A 19866-nucleotide genomic window follows, 5' to 3' on the forward strand; every position below is an offset into this window, starting at 1 on the left:
GCCGGAGAAAACGATGGAAATACAAGCCTACCTGCGGGAGCGCCGGGAACTGGTCGAAGCGGCGCTGGCCAGACTGATGCTGTCCGCAAGCGGCCCCTTTGCCCGCCATATCGAGGCCATGCGCTACAGCCTCTTTTCCGGCGGCAAACGGCTCCGCCCCATTCTCTGCCTGGCCGCAGTCGACGCGGTGGACGGCAGCGAGGCCGCCCGCCAGGGGGCCATGCCGCCTGCCTGCGCCCTGGAGTGCATCCACACCTATTCGCTCATCCACGACGACCTGCCGGCCATGGACGACGACGAGTTCCGCCGGGGCAAGCCGACCAACCACACGGTGTACGGCGAGGCCGAAGCCATCCTGGCGGGCGACGGCCTGCTGACCTGGGCCTTTGAGCTTTTGAGCGGCAAGGCCACGGCCGGGCTGCCGGAACAGGCGCGGCTGGCCATCATCCAGTGCATCGCCCGGGCCGCCGGGCCGCTCGGCATGGTGGGCGGGCAGTCCCTCGACATGCTCTATCAGGGCAGGGATGCGGGCTACGATGTGCTGCACAGCATCCACAAGAGCAAGACCGGGGCCCTGATCTGCGCGGCCATCGAGGCCGGGGCCATCGCCGCCGGGGCCAGTCGGGAACAGACCCGTGCCCTGCACGACTACGGCGCCCAGGTGGGGCTGGCCTTCCAGATTGTGGACGACCTGCTGGACCTGGAATCCACCATGGAGGAGCTGGGCAAGAGCGTGGGCAAGGACGTGGAAGCCGGCAAGCTCACCTTTCCAGCCATTTTCGGCGTGGAAACCTCACACATCATGGCCAGAGACGCTGTCGGCGCGGCCCAGAAGGCGCTCGCGGACTTCGATGAAAAGGCCGACCCCCTGCGCGCCCTGGCGCGCTACATCGTGGAGCGGAGGAAATAGTCGTGCTGCTGGTGGACAAGGAACCGCTGGTCCGGAAAAAACTGCTGGCCGGCATCGGCTCGCCCCAGGATCTGCGTGAGCTGGCGCTTGCCGATCTGGAAGACCTGGCCGAGGAACTCAGGGAAAGCATCATCGAAACGGTTGCCGAAACCGGCGGCCATCTGGCGCCGAGTCTGGGGGTGGTCGAACTGACCCTGGCCCTGCACTACGTCTTCGATACGCCAAAGGACAAACTCATCTGGGATGTGGGCCATCAGGCCTATGCCCACAAGCTGCTCACAGGCCGGCTCGCCCGCTTTCATACCCTGCGGCAATACGGGGGCATCTCCGGTTTTCCCAAACGGGTGGAGAGCGAATACGACACCATCGAAACCGGCCACAGCTCCACCTCCATTTCCTTTGGCGCCGGACTGGCCGCTGCGGACCGCATCCGGAAAAACAGGCGCAAGGTGGTGGCGGTCATCGGCGACGGCGCCATGACCGCGGGCATGGCCTTCGAGGCGCTGAACCATGCGGGCGGCATGGACGAAGACCTGATCGTCGTTTTGAACGACAATGAAATGTCCATCTCGGAAAACGTGGGCGCGCTCTCGAGCTTCATGAGCCGCCGCATGACCGGCAAAACCGTCCGCCGGCTGCGCGACCACGTGGAGGAGCGCCTGCTGGCCCTGTCCACCGTGGGCGAAAACATTCTGGCCCTGCTTCGGAAGAGCGAGGAGTGCACCAAGGCCTTTTTCACGCCGGGCATGCTCTTCGAAGCCCTGAAATTCAAGTACGTGGGGCCTATTTCCGGCCACCAGCTGGAAGATCTGATCCCCACGCTCACGAACGTGCGCGACCACAACCACGGGCCGGTGCTGGTGCACGTGATCACCACCAAGGGCAAGGGCTATGTGCATGCGGAGCGCCAGCCCGGCAGCTACCACGGCGTCGGCAGCTTCGACATCGCCAGCGGCAAACCCAGGGCACAGCCGGAGGCCGCGCCTTCCTACACCAAAATCTTTGGCCAGACCCTCTGCCGCATCGCCGAAACGAACCCATGCATCGTGGGCATCACCGCCGCCATGCCGGACGGCACCGGGCTCGCGCCCTTTGCTGCGGCCTTTCCCGAGCGGTTCTTCGATGTGGGCATTGCCGAGCAGCATGCCACCACCTTTGCCGCCGGGCTCGCACTGGCCGGCATGCGGCCCTGTCTGGCCGTGTATTCCTCCTTCATGCAACGGGCCATGGATCAGCTCATCCACGACGTCTGTCTGCCCAATCTGCCGGTGACCATTGCCCTGGACAGGAGCGGCGTGGTCGGCGAGGACGGTCCCACCCACCACGGCGTCTTTGATCTGGCCTGCCTGCGCCCCGTTCCGAATCTGACCCTGATGATGCCTGCGGACGAAAACGAGCTGCAGCACATGCTCTACACCGCGCTCAATCTGGGCAGCCCGGCGGTATTGCGCTATCCGCGCGGTGCAGGCTGCGGGGTGGCGCTGGATGCCGAACTGAAGGCCCTGCCCGTGGGCAGGGGCGAACTGCTCAGGGCAGGAAGCGATCTGCTGCTGCTGCCGGCCGGCAACCGGGTGCATCCGGCACTGGCGGCGGCGGACAGACTGGCCAGGGCGGGCATCCAGGCAGCGGTCATCAATCCCCGTTTTCTGAAGCCTTTGGATGAGGGGCTGATCTGCGCCTGGGCCCGGAAAACCGGCAGAGTGCTGACCGTTGAAGACGGCTGCATCGCCGGCGGCTTCGGCAGCGCCGTCATGCAGTGCCTGCAGCGGCATGGCCTGTATGTGCCGGTCAGAACCCTCGGCTATCAGGACGCCTTTATCGAGCAGGGGCCGCAGGCCACTCTCTGGCGCGAGGCCGGCATCGACAGCGGAGGAATAGAGCAGAGCGCCCTGGCCTTCTTGAAGCGTTGAAAGGACCAAAGCCCCTGAAAAAGGGGGCAGGGGCCAACAAAAAAAAGCGCTGCAAGAAAAACCGCATTTTTTGCTGGACAGACCTGTCCCGGGCGGCGCATATATAGGGTAGCTTTCGAGGATTACTGATTTTCTTTCGCAAACCAGCACCCAGGCCCCCATGTTGCCCGCATCCCTGTTCCGCTTCTCTCGTCCTGACGGCCGGCGTCGCAGCGGCCTTTGGCTTTTGACCCTGTTGCTGCTGGCCCTGGCCTTCACCGGCTGCGCCCGGCAGGAGCGGCCCCAGACCCGCAACAACGGCAGCGCAGGCTCGCTGTCCCCGCTCTATTCCCGCCTGCCCGAACGCAGTGAAGAACAGCGGCCGCTCCTTGCCCACTCCAGCACGCCGCAGAGCGAGCTGTCGATCGCGGTCGGTCAGAGCCAGTCCCTGCGCCTTCAGGGCGAATTCCAGAAATCGGGCCTGGCGCTGGGAGCGCCGATCTTCATCCGCATCTTCAAGGAAAGCCACGAGCTGGAACTCTGGGTCCAGCGTGGCGAACGCTACTATCTCTTCAGAAAGTACCCCATCGCCTATTTCTCGGGCGGACTGGGCCCCAAATTGGAAGAAGGCGACCAGCAGGCGCCCGAAGGCTTCTATGCGGTCAGCCCGCAGCACATGAATCCGTGGAGCAATTTTCACCTGGCCTTCAACGTGGGCTATCCCAATCAGTACGACCTGGAGCACAATGCCTCCGGCGGCCTGATCATGATTCACGGCAAGCGGGAATCCATCGGCTGCTTCGCCATGACCGACCGGATTATCGAAGAGATCTACACCATTGCCGACCGGGCGCTCAATGCCGGCCAGCCCGCCTTCCACCTGCATATCTTCCCTTTCCGCATGACGCCCGCCAACCTGCAGCGCCACGCCCATTCGCCCCACTTTGCCTTCTGGCGCAACATCCTGCACGGCTACACGCTCTTTGAACTGACCCACGTGCCGCCGCTGGTCACCGTGCAGAACCGGCATTATGCCTTTTCTCCGGGTCGTGCCGGCCGGAATGCCCTGGCGCCCCCTGCCAATATGGTGAGTATCGGCCACGATCTGCAGGTGCTTCCCTAAGCGGCCACTTTGCAAAAGAAAGTCTTGACAAGGCCGCCCGAATACAGCATATTGGCCGCCGCAGTGCCGAAGTGGCGGAATTGGTAGACGCGCTAGGTTCAGGGTCTAGTTGGGGTTCCCCAGTGGAAGTTCGAGTCTTCTCTTCGGCACCAATCTGATACGCTGCAGCCTCTGTCGCTGCTTGTACCCCGGAAAGCTTCTGTTTTTCGGGGTTTTTCCTTACCTGCCCGCTCTCGCCAGCGAGAGCCGCCTTTCATTTTCACCTGCCCCGGGGCAGCGCCTGTCTGTGCCTTTGCCCTGTCCAGTGACTGGAGTATATTTGCGTATCCTGCGCCGTGGAGCTTGGCGCAGAGCGCCTCATCCCAACAATCAAAGGAGTCCCATATGTCTCTGTTTCGTTTCAGCGCCCTGGCTGTGGCCTGCCTGCTCGCCGCAGCGCCCGTTTTCGCAGAAGAACTCAAAATGACCGACAAGCTGCACCGGCAGCTTATCGACACCGACCCGGCCTACAAGGCTGCCGACGCCCTGTTGGAGCGAAGCTGGCAGCTTGCGAAAAAACGGCTGCCAGCCGCCACCTTCAAAAGTCTGCTGGCAGAGCAGCGCAACTGGGTGAGCATGGGCCGCAACGCCAGCGCCAATGAGCTGGCCGCCTCCATGCCGGCGGCTGCCGCCTTCACCCAGGCCACCCTGAATCAGGCGGACGAAGTGGCCGAGCTGGTCTCAGCGCCTGTGCATCCGCGCATCACCGGCGAATACCTGAGTCCGGACGCCAAAAAACCGGTTGCCTTCAAGGTGCTGATGAATGCGGACGACCGGGCCGTCTCCATCCGCATGGATGTGGGCAGCGGGGACGAACTCGCCTCCTGCTGGTACAGGAGCGCTCCCAAACCGGGCCGTGGCTGGATCCTGATGCAGCGGGACGAGAACGACGAGCCCAGCCTGACCGCTTCCACCCCCTCCACTGGCGGCGGCAGCGACGGCTTCCGCATCCTCTTCACCCAGGGCGAGGCCCATATCGAAGCCGGAACGACGCAGAAACTCTGCGACAAGGCGCTGAGCTTTTCCGGCGACTATCCCCAGAAGTAGGGCCTGATTGCCGTGCAATCGAACGCTTCGCCCTGAAGCCGTTGCCGGATCAGGCAACGATAGGGGCCAATACTTGGCCCGGCAAACAGAAGCCCGGCGCCTACAGACAACAGGCCGGGCTTCGGGGTGAACACGCTTTCTGCATGCAGGCCCAGGCATCCGCACGAACACCGCGCCGCTCCCCAGGGGAGCGGCGCTCCGGGCAGCGGCGGATTTTTCAGCGCAGATGGGAGCAGGAGAGCTTGTGGCCCATTTTCAAGGCCTTCACCCGCAGGTAGCCCTCGTTCTCCGGGCAGGCCTGCATCTCGATCGGCACGCGCTCGACAATTTCTATGCCATAACCGGAAAGTCCCACCACCTTCTTGGGGTTGTTGGTCAACAGCCGCACCTGGTGGATGCCCAGATCCACCAGCATCTGGGCGCCGGTGCCGTAATCCCGCAGATCGGGCGCAAAGCCCAGCTTGACGTTGGCTTCCACCGTATCGTAGCCCTGATCCTGCAGGGCGTAGGCCCGGATCTTGTTGGCCAGGCCAATGCCCCGGCCCTCCTGGCGCATGTAGAGGAGCGCGCCCCGGCCGGCCTGCTCTATCTGCCGGAGTGCAGCGCCCAGTTGACCGCCGCAGTCGCAGCGCAAGGAGCCCAGCGCGTCACCGGTCAGGCATTCGCTGTGGATGCGGGTGAGGACAGGCTCCGGCCCGGCAAGCTCGCCCTTGATGAGGGCCAGATGCGTGCCTGTCTCGATGTCGCTCTCATAGGCAATGACCCTGAAATCGCCGAAGCGGGTCGGCAAATGGGCCTCGGCCACACGGCGCACGCTCACCTGCCCCCGGTCCAGCCGGTAGCGGATGATGTCCCTGACCGCGGCGATCTTCAGGCCATGTTCTTCGGCAAAAAGCTCCAGATCGACCATCCGGGCCATGCTGCCGTCGTCCTTCATGATCTCGCAGATGACCGCCGCCGGTTTCAGGCCGGCCAGCCTGGCCAGATCCACACTGCCCTCGGTCTGGCCGGTGCGGGAGAGCACGCCGCCGCCCCGGGCACGGAGCGGGAACACGTGTCCCGGTGTCACCAGATCTTCGGGCCTGGCCCCATCGGCCACGGCAGCCCGGATGGTGGCGGCGCGATCCGCCGCGGAAATGCCCGTGGTCACGCCCTCCCGCGCCTCGATCGAAATGGTGAAGTTGGTGCCGAAGCGCGAGCCGTTCCGCTGGGCCATGAGCGGCAGGCGGAGCTGATCGATCAGGGCCGGAGCCATGGGCAGGCAGATGAGGCCGCGGCCGTATTTTGCCATGAAGTTGATGGCCTCGGGGCTCACGAACTGGGCGGCCATGGTCAGATCGCCCTCGTTTTCCCGTTCCTCGTCGTCCACCAGAATGATCATCCTGCCCTGCCTGATGTCAGCCAGGGCCTCTTCCACGCTGCACAGTGCCATGATGCGTCCTTTCCGCCCACAGGGGCCTTGAATTTTTGGGGAACAAGCAAACCGAAATTTTTTCTGCAAAATAGAAAACCGCCCGGCTTCTGTCAACCGGCGGCAGGGCCCGGAACCCCACGCTTCCTCTTTACTGTTTTGGCCGGCAGGGATACTATGATGACCTTTCGCCAGGATGGTCCTTTGCCAACCAAGCCCCCAACGGACGTGAAAACATGATTGCCCCCGAACTCGTGGAAATTCTCGCCTGCCCGGCCTGCAAGGGCCCGGTCGAGGCGGACGAAGCACGGCAGGCCCTGGTCTGCCGGAGCTGCAAGCTGGCCTTTCCGCTGCATGCGCACGGCGGTGTCATGCTGCCGGTGCTGCTCGTGGAAGAGGCCCGGCCGCTGGACCTCAGGTCCGAAAATTAAGCCCAAAGGAGCCGATTATGCCGACCACCGAAAGCATTGCCGCAAAGATCACCCCCTTCATCGTTCCCGGCGACCATGCCCAGAGCCGCTACTTCGAGGCGATAAAGGCCCTGGTGGCCGGCCGCGATCAGGCTAAGGGCAGCGAACGCGCCGCCTGGCAGCAGGCCATTGACGAGGTGTACGCGCTCGTGGCCGACGAGATCAGAAACCGTGCGGGACAGCCCCTGAAGCCCGTGTCCTTCGGCACCTCCGGCTGGCGGGGACTGCTCGGCAAGGAACTCTTCGTCCGCTCCGTGGCCGTGGTCACGGCCGCCATCCTGAGCCTCTACAAAAAGGCCGAACAGGATGGGGAGCTGGCCGGCGCCCTGGGTGTGGCCAGTTTCGCCGAAATGCGGGAGCGGGGCTGTGTGCTGGGCTTTGACAACCGCTTTGGCGGGCCGATGCTGGCGCTGGCGGTGGCCAATGTGCTGGCCGCAAACGGCGTCCGGATCCTGTATGCGGGCGAAGCCACCACCGGCGCGCTCTCCGCCTCGGTCCTGGTCAGGCACGCGGCCTTCTCCATCAATCTCACCCCCAGCCACAACCCGCTGGAGTACGGCGGCTTCAAGTACAATGCCGCGGATGCCGGCCCGGCCGCGCCCATCCTGACCGAACACATCACCCGCACGGCGCGGGACTGCATGGGCCGGCAGAGCGTCCCCCTCCTGCCCCCGGACCTCGACCTGCAAAAGCCGCTGGACCAACTGCCCGACGTGAACCACGAGGACGCGCTGGCCAGTTGGCAGCGGCTCGTCCGCGAGGGCAAAAGGCGTCACGGTCTGGACTATGACCAGCTTGTGCAGGATTTTGCCGCGCGTGACGACATCTTTGTCTGCCTGGACCCGGTGCACGGCGCGTCCCGCGACATGCTGGCCGCTCTTTTGGGCAATCCGGACGCCGGTCATCTGAAAATCCTGCGGCACACGGCCGACCCGACCTTTGGCGGCATCGCGCCGGAGCCCTCCTCCGCCAACCTGCGGCCCGTCATGGCCGAACTGCAGGCGGCCGGACAGCCGCTCAGGCTGGGCGCCATCATCGATCCGGACGGCGACCGCATCCGCTTTACGGACGGCCATGTGGAAATTTCCATGAACCAGTTCGGCGCCATGGCCTACCACTACCTGCACGAGCACAAGGGCAAACGCGGCATGGCGGCCAAGACGGTTGCCACGAGCAATCTGGCCAACGCTTTGGCCGCGGGCTTTGGCGAAGAGCTTTTTGAACCCCGGGTCGGCTTCAAGGAATTCAAGCCGGTCATCGGCAGGGCGCTGGTCTGCTTCGAGGAATCCGACGGCATCACCGTCATTGGCCATACCCCGGAAAAGGACGCCTTCATCGGCCTGATGCTGGCCCTGGACATGACCCTGACCCTCAAGAAGCCCCTGGGCGCCTATCTCCATGAAATCGAGGAGAGGTACGGCTATTACTATCCGGCCAAGGACAGCGCGCTCGTCTCGCAGCAGGGCGAAACGCTGCTGGCGGCTTTAAACAAACTGGCCCGCTACGATGTGGGCGCCACGCTGGAGGTGGGCGGCAGAGCGCACACAGTCAAGCGGGTCATTGCCATCGATGGCCGCAAGCTGATTCTGGACGACGATTCCTGGATCATGATCCGGCCATCCGGCACGGAACCCAAGGTGCGTTTCTATGTGGAGGCGCGCAATCCGGAAGGTTGCGGCCAACTGGTCGAAACCGCCAAATCGCTCCTTGCCGAAACCGGCCTTCTGCCATAAGGTAGGGCCAACATCGGCAGGCCGGGATTTGCATCCGGCACTCCGGTCATGTTTACCCAAAACAAGGTGAAACCTTATGTGGGACTATACAGATGCGGTGAAAGAGCACTTCATCCACCCCAAAAACGTGGGTGAAATTGAAAATCCGGACGGCGTCGGCAACGTCGGCTCCATTTCCTGCGGCGACGCGCTCCGCCTGACCATCAAGGTGGACAGGGCGACGGAGGTGATCACGGACGCGAAATTCAAAACCTTTGGCTGCGCCTCGGCCATCGCCTCCTCCTCCATGCTGACCGAAATGATCATCGGGATGAAGCTGGAAGACGCGGAAAAGCTGAGCAACGACGACATCGCCCGCGCCCTGGGCGGTCTGCCCAAGGAAAAGATGCACTGCTCGGTCATGGGCCGGGAAGCGCTGGAAGCGGCCATTGCCGACTACCGGGGCGTGACCCTGCCTATGGCCCAGGGCCAGATCGTCTGCGAGTGCTTCGGCGTGACCGACCTTGAAATCATCCGCGCCATCCGGGAAAACGACCTGAAAAGCATCGAGGACATCACCCACTTCACCAAGGCCGGCGGCGGCTGCGGCCGGTGCCACGAGCGGCTGCAGGAGATTCTGGACCGGGAATTGCACAGCGAGGCGGCCAGGACCGCGCCCCCCAGGAGCAGGCGCATGACCTCGCTGGAAAAAATCAGGAAAATCGAAGCGGTCATCGAACAGGAGATCCGGCCCACCCTGAAGAGAGACCACGGCGACATTCAACTGATCGACGTGGACGGCGACAGGGTCACGGTGGCCCTGCGCGGCGCCTGTGTGGGCTGCCACGCCGCCTCTGCCACCCTGAAAGACTATGTGGAAAAGCGCCTGCGCGAGCAGGTGCTGGATACATTGGTCGTCGAGGAGGAGCGGGCATGAGCGGGCAGCTTATCTACATGGACAACAACGCCACCACCGCGGTCGCGCCCGAGGTGCTGGAGGCCATGCTGCCCTATCTGAAGGAGATGTACGGCAATCCGTCCTCCATGTACGATTTCGCAACCGGCCCGGCCGCGGCCCTCAAAAAGGCCCGGGAGCAGGCGGCGGCCCTGGTCGGCGCCCAGCCGGACGAGATCGTGTTCACCAGTTGCGGCACGGAAAGCGATTCCACGGCCATCTTTTCGGCCCTGCAGCGCCAGCCCGGCAAAACCCACATCATCACCACCCGGGTCGAGCACCCTGCGGTCAAGAATCTGTGTGCGAACCTCGAAAACCTGAGCGGCCGCAAATACCGCGTCACCGCCCTGCCGGTGGACCGGGAAGGCCTCCTGGACATGCAGCAGTACCAGGACAGCCTGACGGACGACACCGCCCTGGTCAGCGTGATGTGGGCCAACAACGAAACCGGCGTGCTCTTTCCGGTGGAAGAGATGGCGGTGATGGCCAGGGAGCGCGGCATTCTCTTCCATACCGACGCGGTCCAGGCCACCGGCAAGGTGCCCATGCGCCTGGACGATTCGGCCATCGACTTTCTCTCCTGCTCGGGCCACAAGCTGCATGCGCCCAAGGGCGTGGGCTTTCTCTTCGTCCGCAGGGGCGCGCCCTTCATGCCCTTTCTGAACGGCGGCCATCAGGAGCGCGGCCGCCGGGCAGGCACGGAAAACGTGGCCGCCATCGCGGCTCTGGGCAGGGCCTGCGAACTGGCGGCCCAAAACATGCCGGAAGAAACCAGGAAGGTGCGGGCGCTGCGGGACAGGCTGGAGAACGGCCTGCTGGCGCGGGTGCCGAAGGCCCTGCTGAACGGCCACAAGACCCGGCGTCTGCCCGGCACCTGCAATATCAGCTTCGAATATGTGGAAGGCGAGGCCATCCTGCTGCATCTGAACCGGCACCGCATCTGCGCCTCTTCGGGTTCGGCCTGCACCTCGGGCTCCCTGGAGCCCTCCCATGTGCTGCGCGCCATGGGCGTCCCTTTTACCGCGGCGCACGGCTCCATCCGCTTCAGCCTGTCCGGCTACAATACCGAGGCCGAGGTGGACAGGGTGCTGGAGGTCGTCCCCGGCATCATTGCCGAGTTGCGGGAACTTTCCCCCTTCTGGGCCGATCTGAACCGGTGATTCGGGGAAAGCCCTTCAGGGCCGCCCTGTGGGGCGGCCCTTTCTTTTTTGCAGGGTGAGACATGCGTATCCTTGATCCTTCCTTTACCATCCTGGACAATCTGGACCGGCAGAGCCTGGCGGCGCGCGTGGAGTACTGCGGCCGGGTCTGCTACAAGAGCGAGGCCAGCATCGATGCCCATTCGGCCGGGCCCTTTGTGCGCAGGATGCTCCAGCGCCAGCACAGCTCGGTCTTTGAAATGGCCATGCTCAGCCTGGACATCCGGCTGCGGGACGAGGCGCAACTGGCCGCCCTTTTTGCCCGCCAGCCCAGATTCCTGCAGATCAGCCTGCCAGGGCCGGACAAAACGCGGCTGCTGCTGACCGGCTCCATCCGCGCCCTCCGGGACTTTCTGCAGGGGGAACAGGACGCCCTGCGCGACGCGCTTGGCGCCTTTCTGCTGGCGCGGCATCCGCTGTTCTTCGCGGATGTGGTCCCGGCTGCGGCCCAGGCGGATGCGGACATCGAGATCCGCAAACTGCCGCTTGCCGCGGTGGAGGAGCTGCCCCCGGCGCTCCTGGCCGAGCACCGCTTTCTGGCCGTGCGTTTTGTGGTCAACCGGGCCGTGAGCCACGAGCTGGTGCGGCACCGGCGCTGCTCCTTTCTGCAGGAGAGTCAGCGCTACTGCCGCTACAACAGCGAGCGCTTCGGCGGCGAGGTGGCCTTTATCCGGCCGCTCTTCTTCCCGGAGGGCAGTCCCGAATTCCTGCTCTGGCAGGAGGCCATGGCCCACTGCGAGCGCATCTACCTCAAACTGCTGGCAAGCGCCTCCCCCCAGGCGGCACGTTCGGTCCTGCCCAACTCCTGCAAGACCGAGATCATCGTCTCCGCCAATCTGGGCCAGTGGCGGCACATGCTGGCCCTACGCACCTCGCAGGCCGCGGATCCCAGTATGCGCGAGGTCACAATACCCCTGGCCCGGGAGCTGGCGCGGCGCTACCCGACGCTCTTTACCGCAGCAGAACACCGGAGCCAGTAAAAGTCGGGTCATACCTTCAGCTTTCTCCTTCGAGCCGGCAGCTTTTCTGAACGCACCAAGGAGCGCCCAGTGAAACACAATATCGGTGTTTTTTGGAGTCAAACTGTCCAATTATCGGCAGATCAACTAAAAAATATAATAAATCCAGTAAATTACATATAGAGTGCCAAAAAGATGCCTTCTTTTTTGACCCCTATCCCCTTTTTATGTACAATATGCCCCATGCATGAAGACGATGCAGGGTCATTCCTTTTTTTCTCCACCGTGACGGCACCCCATGGCTAAACCGACAGAAATGCGCACCTCGACCAAGAGAACGGTCAAGGATCAGTCAGGCGCCAGCAAGCAGAAGATTGGCGAACTGCTGAGCAAGGCAGGCTATATCAACTCCCAGCAATTCGAGCAGGCCAAAACCCTGAGCCGCCGCAGCGGCATGCCCCTCAGCAGGATTCTTCTGGAGAACGGGGTCATCGAGGAAGATACCATCCCCAACTTTCTGAGCCGCATGCACAACTTCACCCCCATCGATCTGGGGAGTGAAGAGCCCAGCCAGGAGGCGCTGAAAAAGCTGCCCTTCGACATAGCCCGGGACTACCTGGCCTTCCCCATCAAGGTCTTTGCCAACGGCATGCAGATCACGATGGTGGAGCCTACCGACACCGCGGGCGTCGAGGAGCTGCAGGACAGGCTGCGCACCAACCTGCAGGTGGGGGTTTCGAGCTACCGCTCGGTCATCGATGCCTACAAAAAATATTACGGCATCAGCAATGAGGAGTATGAACACTTCTTCGGACTGGACGAGGAAGCGGGCCACGAGGACGCGCCCAGCATGCTGGAGGTGGACGACTTCGGCTCCCTGGTCGCCGATGCGGCCGAGGAATTCGAGATCGGCCCGGACGAGGCGGCCGAGAGCAGCATAGCCGAGCAGTTTTCGGCCACCGACGCGCCCATCATCAAGCTGGTCAACGGCATTCTGGTGCAGGCCGTGCAGAGCGGGGTGAGCGACATTCATATCGAGCCCTTCGAAAAGACCATGCAGGTGCGCTACCGCAAGGACGGTTCGCTCTACAAGTCCATGAACCTGCCGCTCAACATCAAAAACGCCCTGGCCGCGCGCCTGAAGATCCTGGCCGGGCTGAACATCACCGAACGCCGCGTGCCGCAGGATGGCCGCATCCAGATCCGTGTGGGCCGCAACAAGGCGGTGGATTTTCGTGTTTCCACCCTGCCGCTCCTGCACGGCGAAGGCATTGTGCTCCGTATCCTGGACAAGGGCTCGCTGAACGTTGACCTGACCCAACTGGGCTTCACTCCGGACACCTTTGCCTCCCTGAAGCGCTGTCTCAAGCGGCCCCAGGGGCTGCTGCTGGTCACCGGGCCGACCGGTTCCGGCAAGACCGTCACCCTGTATTCGGCCCTCAACTCCCTCAACACCGAGGACATCAAGATTCTGACCGCGGAAGACCCGGTGGAGTTCAACTTCAAGGGCATCAACCAGGTCAACGTCAACACCGAAGTGGGCATGACCTTTGCCGCGGCCATGAAGGCCTTTCTCCGGCAGGACCCGGACATCATCATGGTGGGCGAGATCCGCGACATCGAAACCGCGGAAATCGCCATGAAGGCGGCCATGACCGGCCATCTGGTCTTCTCCACCCTGCACACCAACGACGCGCCGGCCACGGTCAGCCGTATGGTGGACATCGGCGTGCCCGCCTATATTCTGGCCTCCTCCCTCACCATGGTGCTGGCCCAGCGCCTGGGCCGGCGGCTCTGCAAGTACTGCAAGACGCCCGCCGTCTATGACGACGAGACCCTGCTCGCCGCCGGCTTCAAGGAAAGCGAGCTGCGGGATCTCCAGTTGTACAAGGCCAAGGGCTGCCCCAAGTGCAACGGCCGCGGCTACAAGGGCCGGGTCGGCTTCTTCGAGCTGATGGAGGTGACCCAGGATGTGGCGGCAGCCATTCAGGCGCAGGTTTCCGAGGAGCAACTGCGCAAGGTGGCTGCCCAGGCCGGCATGTACACCCTGCGCGAGGCGGCCCTGCAAAAAGCCCGGGAGGGCATCACCAGCCTGGAAGAGGTGCTCAAGCGCACCGTGGCCCACGAGGAGACCCTGCCGCCCTATCTGGTCAATCCGGACACCGAAGAGTACAAGGACGGGGACATCATCATCCAGGAAGGCAACAATGATACCGACTTTTTCCGCCTGATCCGGGGCAAGCTCTCCGTGCTCCGCTCCAATAAAAAGATTGCGGCCATCACCGAACCCGGCGAGTACTTCGGGGAAATGGCGGCCATTCTGGAACAGCCGCGCACCGCGACCGTGCGCTCCATGGGCCGCTGCAGCGTCAAGCGCTTCCCCGGCAACAAGCTCTGGGAAATTATCGAAAAATACCCGGACATTGCCAAGCCGCTCTTCCGCAGCCTGAGCGACCGCATCAACAAGACCGACAAGCTGATGGTGCAGATCGCGGACGCCCAGATTGCGGCCAGCCGCGGCGCGGCGGCCGCGCCCGCACCCGGGATGGCCCATCCCGGCCCGGCCATGCCGACCCAGATGCCCCATCCCGGCGCGCCCCAAGCATGAACCAGATTTCGGCATACATTATCGCCTACAATATCGCGGACAAAATCGAGGCCGCGATCAACTCGGTTCTGTGGGCGGATGAGATTGTGGTGGTGGACTCCCACAGCGAAGACGGCACCACGGAAATCGCCGGGCGCCTGGGGGCCCGGATCGTCCAGGTGACCTTCACCAGCTTTGGCGACCTGCGCAACCAGGCCATGGCCGCCTGCACGCACGACTGGATCTTTTCCCTGGATTCGGACGAGCGCTGCACGCCGGCGGCCCGGGATGAAATCCTGGCCTGCCTGGAAAACCCGCAGGCCGACGCCTACTATGTGCCCCGCCGGAATTTTTTCATGGGCCGCTGGATCTGCCACAGCGGCTACTATCCGGATTACCGCCAGCCCCAGCTCTTCAGAAAGGGCGCTCTGGTGTTCAAGGACGGCGATCCGGTGCACGAGGAGTTCCGCATTGTCAGCCCAAAGCCGGTGGGCTACCTCAAAGAGGCCATCTGGCAACTGCCCTTTGCCGATCTGGCCGAGCTGATGCGCAAGGCCGACCGCTACTCTTCCCTTGGCGCCAGAAAGCTCGACATGAACGGCCAACACGGCTCCATGGGCCGGGCATTCGGCCATGCCCTCTGGGCCTTTCTGCACATGTACCTCATGAAACGCGGCTTCCTGGACGGCTGGCCGGGCTTCATGATTGCCTTCAGCAGTTTTGAAAGCACCCTGTTCAAGTATGCCAAGCTCTATGAAATGCAGGCGAAACGGCAGGGGCAGTGGGAGCCGCCCCCTTCCCCACCCCTGCGCAGATCCTGAATCGGGCGGAAAGGGCCGGCGTCGCTGCCGGCCCTTTTTTTGTCCGATTGCACTTCCCGCCCGCTGCCAGGCGTGAAATGTCACCGCGGACAGGTGCCGCAGCTTCACATTGTCATTGCAATCCTGGGGGCGAAAGATGATAATGCGGATAAAAATTCACTTTGTTTTCCACTGCGCCGGGCCTGAGGAAAAAGCGGCGCCGTTACGACAATTTACGCAGATGTGCAGGAGAAATGCCCATGAGCGCCCAGCAAAAATCCCCTCGTCGTTCCACCCTTGCGGGCAAACGCCCGAGTCTGTTGATGGCCCTGGAACCCCGTATGCTCTACGACGGTGCAGGAGCGGAAGTGGTGGCCGATGCCGCAGCGGCAGAGGCTCTGGTGCCCCAGGACAGTAGCGCGGCCCAGGAGACGGCAAGTCCGGAAAACGGTGCGGCAAGCCAGCCCGCGGCCGAGCCTGCCGAGGCGGGCGCCCAGGAGACGGCGGCAGGCGAGGGGCAAGGCAGCAGTGACGACGCTGCCGCCGCGCCTGCGGTGAGCGGTCAGGAGGAGGCGGGAAGCGCTGCCGGGACTTCGCCCGCCGCTGCGACAAACGGAAACTCCGCTGCGAACACGACGGCCGCCTCTCATGATGCCGGCGCCGCACCGCCGGATGCCGAGGACGAGGAAACAGCCGCGGCAGCCACGGAGGCAACAGCCACCGGCAGCGCCGACCATGATGATCGGAGCGGCACCGAGGCGGACACGGCAGAGCCTCTGGCCGGGCTGGAGGGTCAGAGCATCCGCCAGGTGGTCTTTGTGGACAGCGCGGTGCGCGATCACCAGACTTTGGTTGATGGCATCAGCGGCGGCAGCGAGGCCGGGCCTGCCGGCACGGTGGGCACGAGCGGCTACAGCCTTTCCGGCAGCACGCTGGTGGTCACCCTGGGGGAAAAACCCCTGGACGACATGCATGCTGTGCTGGAGCACTGCCATGATCTGGATGCCGTGCACCTGGTTTCCCACGGCAGCGAGGGCGAACTCATGCTGGGCGGCAACCGCATCAACGCGGGCAATCTGGGCGAGCATGCGGGGCTCTTCGAGCGTCTGGGCAAATCCCTGAGCGCGGACGGCGATCTGCTGCTCTACGGCTGCAAGGTGGGCAGGGACGGTGCGGGTCAGGCCTTTATCGACCAGGTGGCGGCGCTTTCCGGTGCGGATGTGAACGCCTCGACGGATGATACCGGCAACGCCTCTTCCGGCGGCAACTGGAATCTGGAGGTGGCCACCGGGCCCATCGAGACCGCCGCCCTGCTCAACGAACAGAATGTGGGCAACTGGCAGGGCACCCTGGCACAGGTAACGATCGGGGGCCAGGACCTGCTGCGCCACATGACCTACAACGGGACCGGCGGTAATACGGCAGCGGCCGTCGACACCGATACCTTCCGTCTGACCCGGGCTGAAAAGCACACGAGCGGCTCGGCGATGTCCAATATCCTCATCGACCTGACAAAGGACTTTACCCTGGAATTCAAGGCCTGTTTCAGTGCCGAAGGCCAGTCCAACGACGCGGGCGCAGACGGCATCGCCTTTGTGCTGCACAAGGATCCCAGGGGCCTCCATGCCACCGGCAGCACCGGGAAAGGCATCGGTGCTCAGGGCATCGAAAAGGGTCTTGCCGTGGAGTTCGACACCTACTGGAACCAGGGCGAAGACGAGAATGGCTACAGAGATCACACCTCGGTGTGGGACACCGACGAGAGCGATCCGGCCACAAAATATCTGAATGTCCAATCAGGCGGCTCTTCCTCCCATATCCAGATACTGCCCAAGGAGCTGGAGGACGGCCAGTGGCATGCGGTCAGCATGTCCTGGAACGCGGACAGCAAAATGCTGAGCTACACGATAGACGGGAAGACGATGAGCGTGCGGGTCGACCCGAGGGCCTACTTCGGCGGCACGGAGGTCTACTTCGGCTTCACCGCATCCACCGGAGGCTCAGTCAATGAGCACAGCGTGCAACTGGTGAGCCTGAAGGGTACCCTGGTCAACAAGGAGCCGGTGGCGCACGCCGATACGGTCACCGCCCAGGCAGGCAAAACGGTTCAGGTGGATGTCGTGCAAAACGATACGGACGCCGATCCCGGCGATCAGGCCGCCCTGCATGTAACCGCCATCTACGACGAGCGGGACAGCGCCACAGCGATCCCGATCAACCCCGGCCAGACGATCACCCTGTCTTCCGGTACCAGGGTGACTCTGGAACATGACGGCAAACTGTCTGTCGTCATGGCCCAGGGGACAAACGACCAGGAGGCCTTCTACTACACGGTCAGCGATGACAAGGGCGGCTTCAGCAAGGCGGCGGTGCATCTGCAGCGGGACAGCGACGGCGACGGCGTGGCCAATGTGGAGGATATCGACGACGACAACGACGGCATCCTGGATGCCAACGAGGGGCACAAATGTGTGGTGAAAGAATCCTTCGAGACGCCGAAGAGCCAGAATGTACACAACAACTGGTACCCCGGAGGAACAAGCCTGAACGGTTTTGAGACCGATGGGGCAGGCTTCAACGTCATCGCGGTCGGCGACGGCAGCCCGGGAGAAACCCTGCATTACAATTATTCAGGCCCGGACGTGGCCCAGGACGGCCTGCAGTATCTGGATCTCGGTGGTACCGGCACCCTATCCAAAACCTTTACCCTGAGCGAACAGAGTCTGGTGGACGTGTCCGGCTGGTTCTCGCGCCGAGAACTTGCTTCCGGCACCGTCAAGATCGACATTCTCGACAGCAGCAACAATGTCGTCTTTTCCACGACAAGCGTGGATCTGGCCGGGGCCAGCCGGAACACCTGGTATCTCTCCCAGGCCTACGGCCAATCGCTTGCCGCCGGCACCTACACCCTGCGAATACAGCTCCCCAATAACCTGAACGTGGACAATATCCGCGTGTGCGCTTCCCGTGACAGCGACGGCGACGGCAAGGCCGACCGCCTGGACATCGACTCGGACAACGACGGCATCACCGACAATGTCGAGGCCCAGGCGACCAGGGGATACAAGCCGCCATCCGGACATGATGTGGATCGTGACGGTCTGGACGACGCCTACGACGCGAATCTCGGCGGTGCTGCCGCCTCCCAGGGCTTGACGCCGGTGGATACGGACAGCGACGGCACGGCGGATGTGCTGGATGCGGATTCGGATAACGACGGTATTGCCGACATTGCCGAGCGGGCTGACGGCCAGCCCACCACGCTGACCTCTCCTGCGGATACGGATGGGGACGGTCTGCTCGATATTTTCGAGGCTGGCAATGTGCATGACGGCTTTGACGTCAACGATAAAAACTGGGATAGCGGCCAGTTCAACCTGGGGCGCGTGCCCGCCCTGAACCCCGATGGCTCCAACGCCGTCCCCCTGACGGATGGTCAGAGTTATTCCCGTGACCTGCTCTTCCGCGATGTCAACGATCCGCCGGTGGCGGTGGACGATATCGTCACAACCCCGGAGGACACGCCGCTCAACGGCAATGTGCTGAACAACGACAGCGATCCCGACGGCGACACGCCCCTGATCGTGGGCAGTGCAAGCATCGATACGAATGGCGACGGCACTCCTGATTCTTTGAACTTGGGGACACCCACCACGCTGACCAACAATGCGGGAGTGACGATCGGCACCCTGCTCCTGCGGGCCAATGGCAGCTACACCTTCACCCCGGCTCTGAACTACAGTGGCCCGGTACCGGAGCTGAGCTATACGGTAAAGGATCCGGGTGGCAAGACAGCCACAGCGAAGCTTAAAATCGCCATCACGCCGGTCAACGATCCGCCGGTGGCGAATCCCGATACGGCCACGACTCCGGAGGATACGCCGATCAACAACATCAATGTGCTGGGCAATGACAGCGATCCGGACGGCGATCCCCTGAGCGTGACCAGTGCCACGGTCGATCCTGCCAAGGGCACGGTGGGCGTGAACCCGGACGGGACCCTGAACTTTGTCCCGACCCCTGGCTTCACCGGCACGGCCATCATCACCTACACCATCTCCGATGGGCACGGCGGTACCGCCACCTCCACGGTGACCGTGAGTGTGCAGCCGCCACACGGCGGGACGCACAGGCCAAGCCCTGCGCATCCCCACGTGCCTTCTGCGCCGTCTGCACCTGCCCCACGGCCGCCCTTTGGTTCCACCGGCCTGCACATCCTGTACGGCAGCCCGGCCAGCCATGGCCTGGGCGCCGGCCCCTGGTCGGGCGGACAGACGGCTGCAGGGCCTGAGGCCGCTTTTGCCGGAACAGGGGCAGAGGGCACGGAAACGCCCCGCATGCTTGGTCTGGACACGGGTCTCGATTTCGACCACAATGGGGATCAGCTCGTGGGCACGGAGATCAGCCAGTACATCCACGACACCGTCAACCACACCTGGGAGCGGGTTGAGCGCTGGTACGGCACGGGTACGCCCGGCGCCGAACTGCTCCGCTATGACGCCCTGGGTGGGGCCCAGGATCCCTTCAACGGCTTCCACAGCCCGATCGAGAGCAGGATGCTGGAGGATCTGGGCCGTCTGCTGGACAATGTGGTGAGCGGCTCGGCCCTGAGCGGCGACGGGGCGAGCGGGCTGCTGCCTGTTTTTGCCGAGTCCCGCACCCTGCAGAACCAGCTCAGCCGGGCTGATATCATGGGTCGGGAAGTGGATCGTTTGAGTCGAATCATGGATGGCGGGCACTGATGCGTCCATCCTCGGAGAATCAG

General features: G+C 63.5%; 13 protein-coding genes and 1 tRNA gene. 13 read left to right on the top strand and 1 reads right to left on the bottom strand.

Annotated features, from left to right (window positions below; all coding sequences use genetic code 11):
• The first annotated feature begins 13 nt into the window (after positions 1-13).
• The 5 genes from CAY53_RS00045 to CAY53_RS00065 all read left to right on the top strand — a co-directional run bounded on the left by CAY53_RS00045 (position 14) and on the right by CAY53_RS00065 (position 5008).
• Positions 14-910, top strand: a complete 897-nt coding sequence (locus tag CAY53_RS00045; protein WP_104937365.1) for a polyprenyl synthetase family protein — start codon at positions 14-16, stop codon at positions 908-910.
• A gap of 2 nt (positions 911-912) precedes the next feature.
• Entirely contained in the window at positions 913-2820 is a 1908-nt protein-coding gene (gene dxs / locus CAY53_RS00050; RefSeq protein ID WP_245874826.1) for a 1-deoxy-D-xylulose-5-phosphate synthase, read from the top strand.
• A gap of 160 nt (positions 2821-2980) precedes the next feature.
• The gene (locus CAY53_RS00055) at positions 2981-3922 is read left to right on the top strand and encodes a L,D-transpeptidase family protein (protein WP_181040312.1); all 942 of its coding nucleotides are present in this window, start codon (positions 2981-2983) and stop codon (positions 3920-3922) included.
• 65 nt (positions 3923-3987) lie between these two features.
• Positions 3988-4074, top strand: a tRNA-Leu gene (locus tag CAY53_RS00060).
• A gap of 232 nt (positions 4075-4306) precedes the next feature.
• Positions 4307-5008, top strand: coding sequence for a lysozyme inhibitor LprI family protein (locus CAY53_RS00065; protein ID WP_104935396.1), 702 nt, complete (start codon positions 4307-4309; stop codon positions 5006-5008).
• A 217-nt stretch (positions 5009-5225) separates the two neighbouring features.
• Here CAY53_RS00065 and CAY53_RS00070 read toward each other — a convergent pair whose 3' ends face one another.
• Complete coding sequence (locus tag CAY53_RS00070) at positions 5226-6440, bottom strand: bifunctional 3,4-dihydroxy-2-butanone-4-phosphate synthase/GTP cyclohydrolase II (protein ID WP_104935397.1); 1215 nt, start codon at positions 6438-6440, stop codon at positions 5226-5228.
• Between the two features lie 215 nt (positions 6441-6655).
• Here CAY53_RS00070 and CAY53_RS00075 point away from each other — a divergent pair, with 215 nt between their 5' ends.
• The 8 genes from CAY53_RS00075 (at position 6656) to CAY53_RS00110 (ending at position 19843) form a co-directional block, all read left to right on the top strand.
• Positions 6656-6850: a Trm112 family protein gene (locus tag CAY53_RS00075; RefSeq protein ID WP_104935398.1), complete on the top strand. Its 195-nt coding sequence runs from the start codon at positions 6656-6658 to the stop codon at positions 6848-6850.
• 17 nt (positions 6851-6867) lie between these two features.
• Positions 6868-8622 carry a phosphohexomutase domain-containing protein gene (locus tag CAY53_RS00080; RefSeq protein WP_104935399.1) on the top strand — a complete coding sequence of 585 codons (1755 nt, stop codon included), beginning with the start codon at positions 6868-6870 and terminating at the stop codon, positions 8620-8622.
• Positions 8623-8698: 76 nt separating this feature from the next.
• On the top strand, positions 8699-9538 hold the full coding sequence (gene nifU, locus CAY53_RS00085) for a Fe-S cluster assembly protein NifU (protein ID WP_104935400.1): 840 nt from the start codon (positions 8699-8701) through the stop codon (positions 9536-9538).
• Positions 9535-10716, top strand: coding sequence for a cysteine desulfurase NifS (nifS, locus tag CAY53_RS00090; protein WP_104935401.1), 1182 nt, complete (start codon positions 9535-9537; stop codon positions 10714-10716). The genes nifU and nifS overlap by 4 nt, the downstream gene beginning before the upstream one ends.
• Positions 10717-10778: 62 nt before the next feature.
• On the top strand, positions 10779-11735 hold the full coding sequence (locus CAY53_RS00095; protein ID WP_104935402.1) for an FAD-dependent thymidylate synthase: 957 nt from the start codon (positions 10779-10781) through the stop codon (positions 11733-11735).
• A gap of 277 nt (positions 11736-12012) precedes the next feature.
• Positions 12013-14322, top strand: a complete 2310-nt coding sequence (gene pilB, locus CAY53_RS00100) for a type IV-A pilus assembly ATPase PilB (protein WP_104935403.1) — start codon at positions 12013-12015, stop codon at positions 14320-14322.
• Positions 14319-15122 (top strand): glycosyltransferase family 2 protein, encoded by an 804-nt coding sequence (locus tag CAY53_RS00105; RefSeq protein ID WP_104935404.1) that lies wholly within the window; start codon positions 14319-14321, stop codon positions 15120-15122. The genes pilB and CAY53_RS00105 overlap by 4 nt, the downstream gene beginning before the upstream one ends.
• Positions 15123-15361: 239 nt before the next feature.
• On the top strand, positions 15362-19843 hold the full coding sequence (locus tag CAY53_RS00110) for a lectin-like domain-containing protein (RefSeq protein WP_181040314.1): 4482 nt from the start codon (positions 15362-15364) through the stop codon (positions 19841-19843).
• Positions 19844-19866 lie beyond the last annotated feature (23 nt).

The organism is Desulfobulbus oralis (genome assembly GCF_002952055.1).
Classification (GTDB): domain Bacteria; phylum Desulfobacterota; class Desulfobulbia; order Desulfobulbales; family Desulfobulbaceae; genus Desulfobulbus; species Desulfobulbus oralis.

Excerpts from the sequence above, each read along its gene's own strand:
- CAY53_RS00045 (WP_104937365.1), top strand. The coding sequence starts at position 14 with ATGGAAATACAAGCCTACCTGCGGGAGCGCCGGGAACTGGTCGAAGCG.
- CAY53_RS00055 (WP_181040312.1), top strand. The coding sequence starts at position 2,981 with ATGTTGCCCGCATCCCTGTTCCGCTTCTCTCGTCCTGACGGCCGGCGT.
- CAY53_RS00065 (WP_104935396.1), top strand. The coding sequence starts at position 4,307 with ATGTCTCTGTTTCGTTTCAGCGCCCTGGCTGTGGCCTGCCTGCTCGCC.
- CAY53_RS00070 (WP_104935397.1), bottom strand. The coding sequence starts at position 6,440 with ATGGCACTGTGCAGCGTGGAAGAGGCCCTGGCTGACATCAGGCAGGGC.
- CAY53_RS00075 (WP_104935398.1), top strand. The coding sequence starts at position 6,656 with ATGATTGCCCCCGAACTCGTGGAAATTCTCGCCTGCCCGGCCTGCAAG.
- CAY53_RS00080 (WP_104935399.1), top strand. The coding sequence starts at position 6,868 with ATGCCGACCACCGAAAGCATTGCCGCAAAGATCACCCCCTTCATCGTT.
- nifU (WP_104935400.1), top strand. The coding sequence starts at position 8,699 with ATGTGGGACTATACAGATGCGGTGAAAGAGCACTTCATCCACCCCAAA.
- nifS (WP_104935401.1), top strand. The coding sequence starts at position 9,535 with ATGAGCGGGCAGCTTATCTACATGGACAACAACGCCACCACCGCGGTC.
- CAY53_RS00095 (WP_104935402.1), top strand. The coding sequence starts at position 10,779 with ATGCGTATCCTTGATCCTTCCTTTACCATCCTGGACAATCTGGACCGG.
- pilB (WP_104935403.1), top strand. The coding sequence starts at position 12,013 with ATGGCTAAACCGACAGAAATGCGCACCTCGACCAAGAGAACGGTCAAG.
- CAY53_RS00105 (WP_104935404.1), top strand. The coding sequence starts at position 14,319 with ATGAACCAGATTTCGGCATACATTATCGCCTACAATATCGCGGACAAA.
- CAY53_RS00110 (WP_181040314.1), top strand. The coding sequence starts at position 15,362 with ATGAGCGCCCAGCAAAAATCCCCTCGTCGTTCCACCCTTGCGGGCAAA.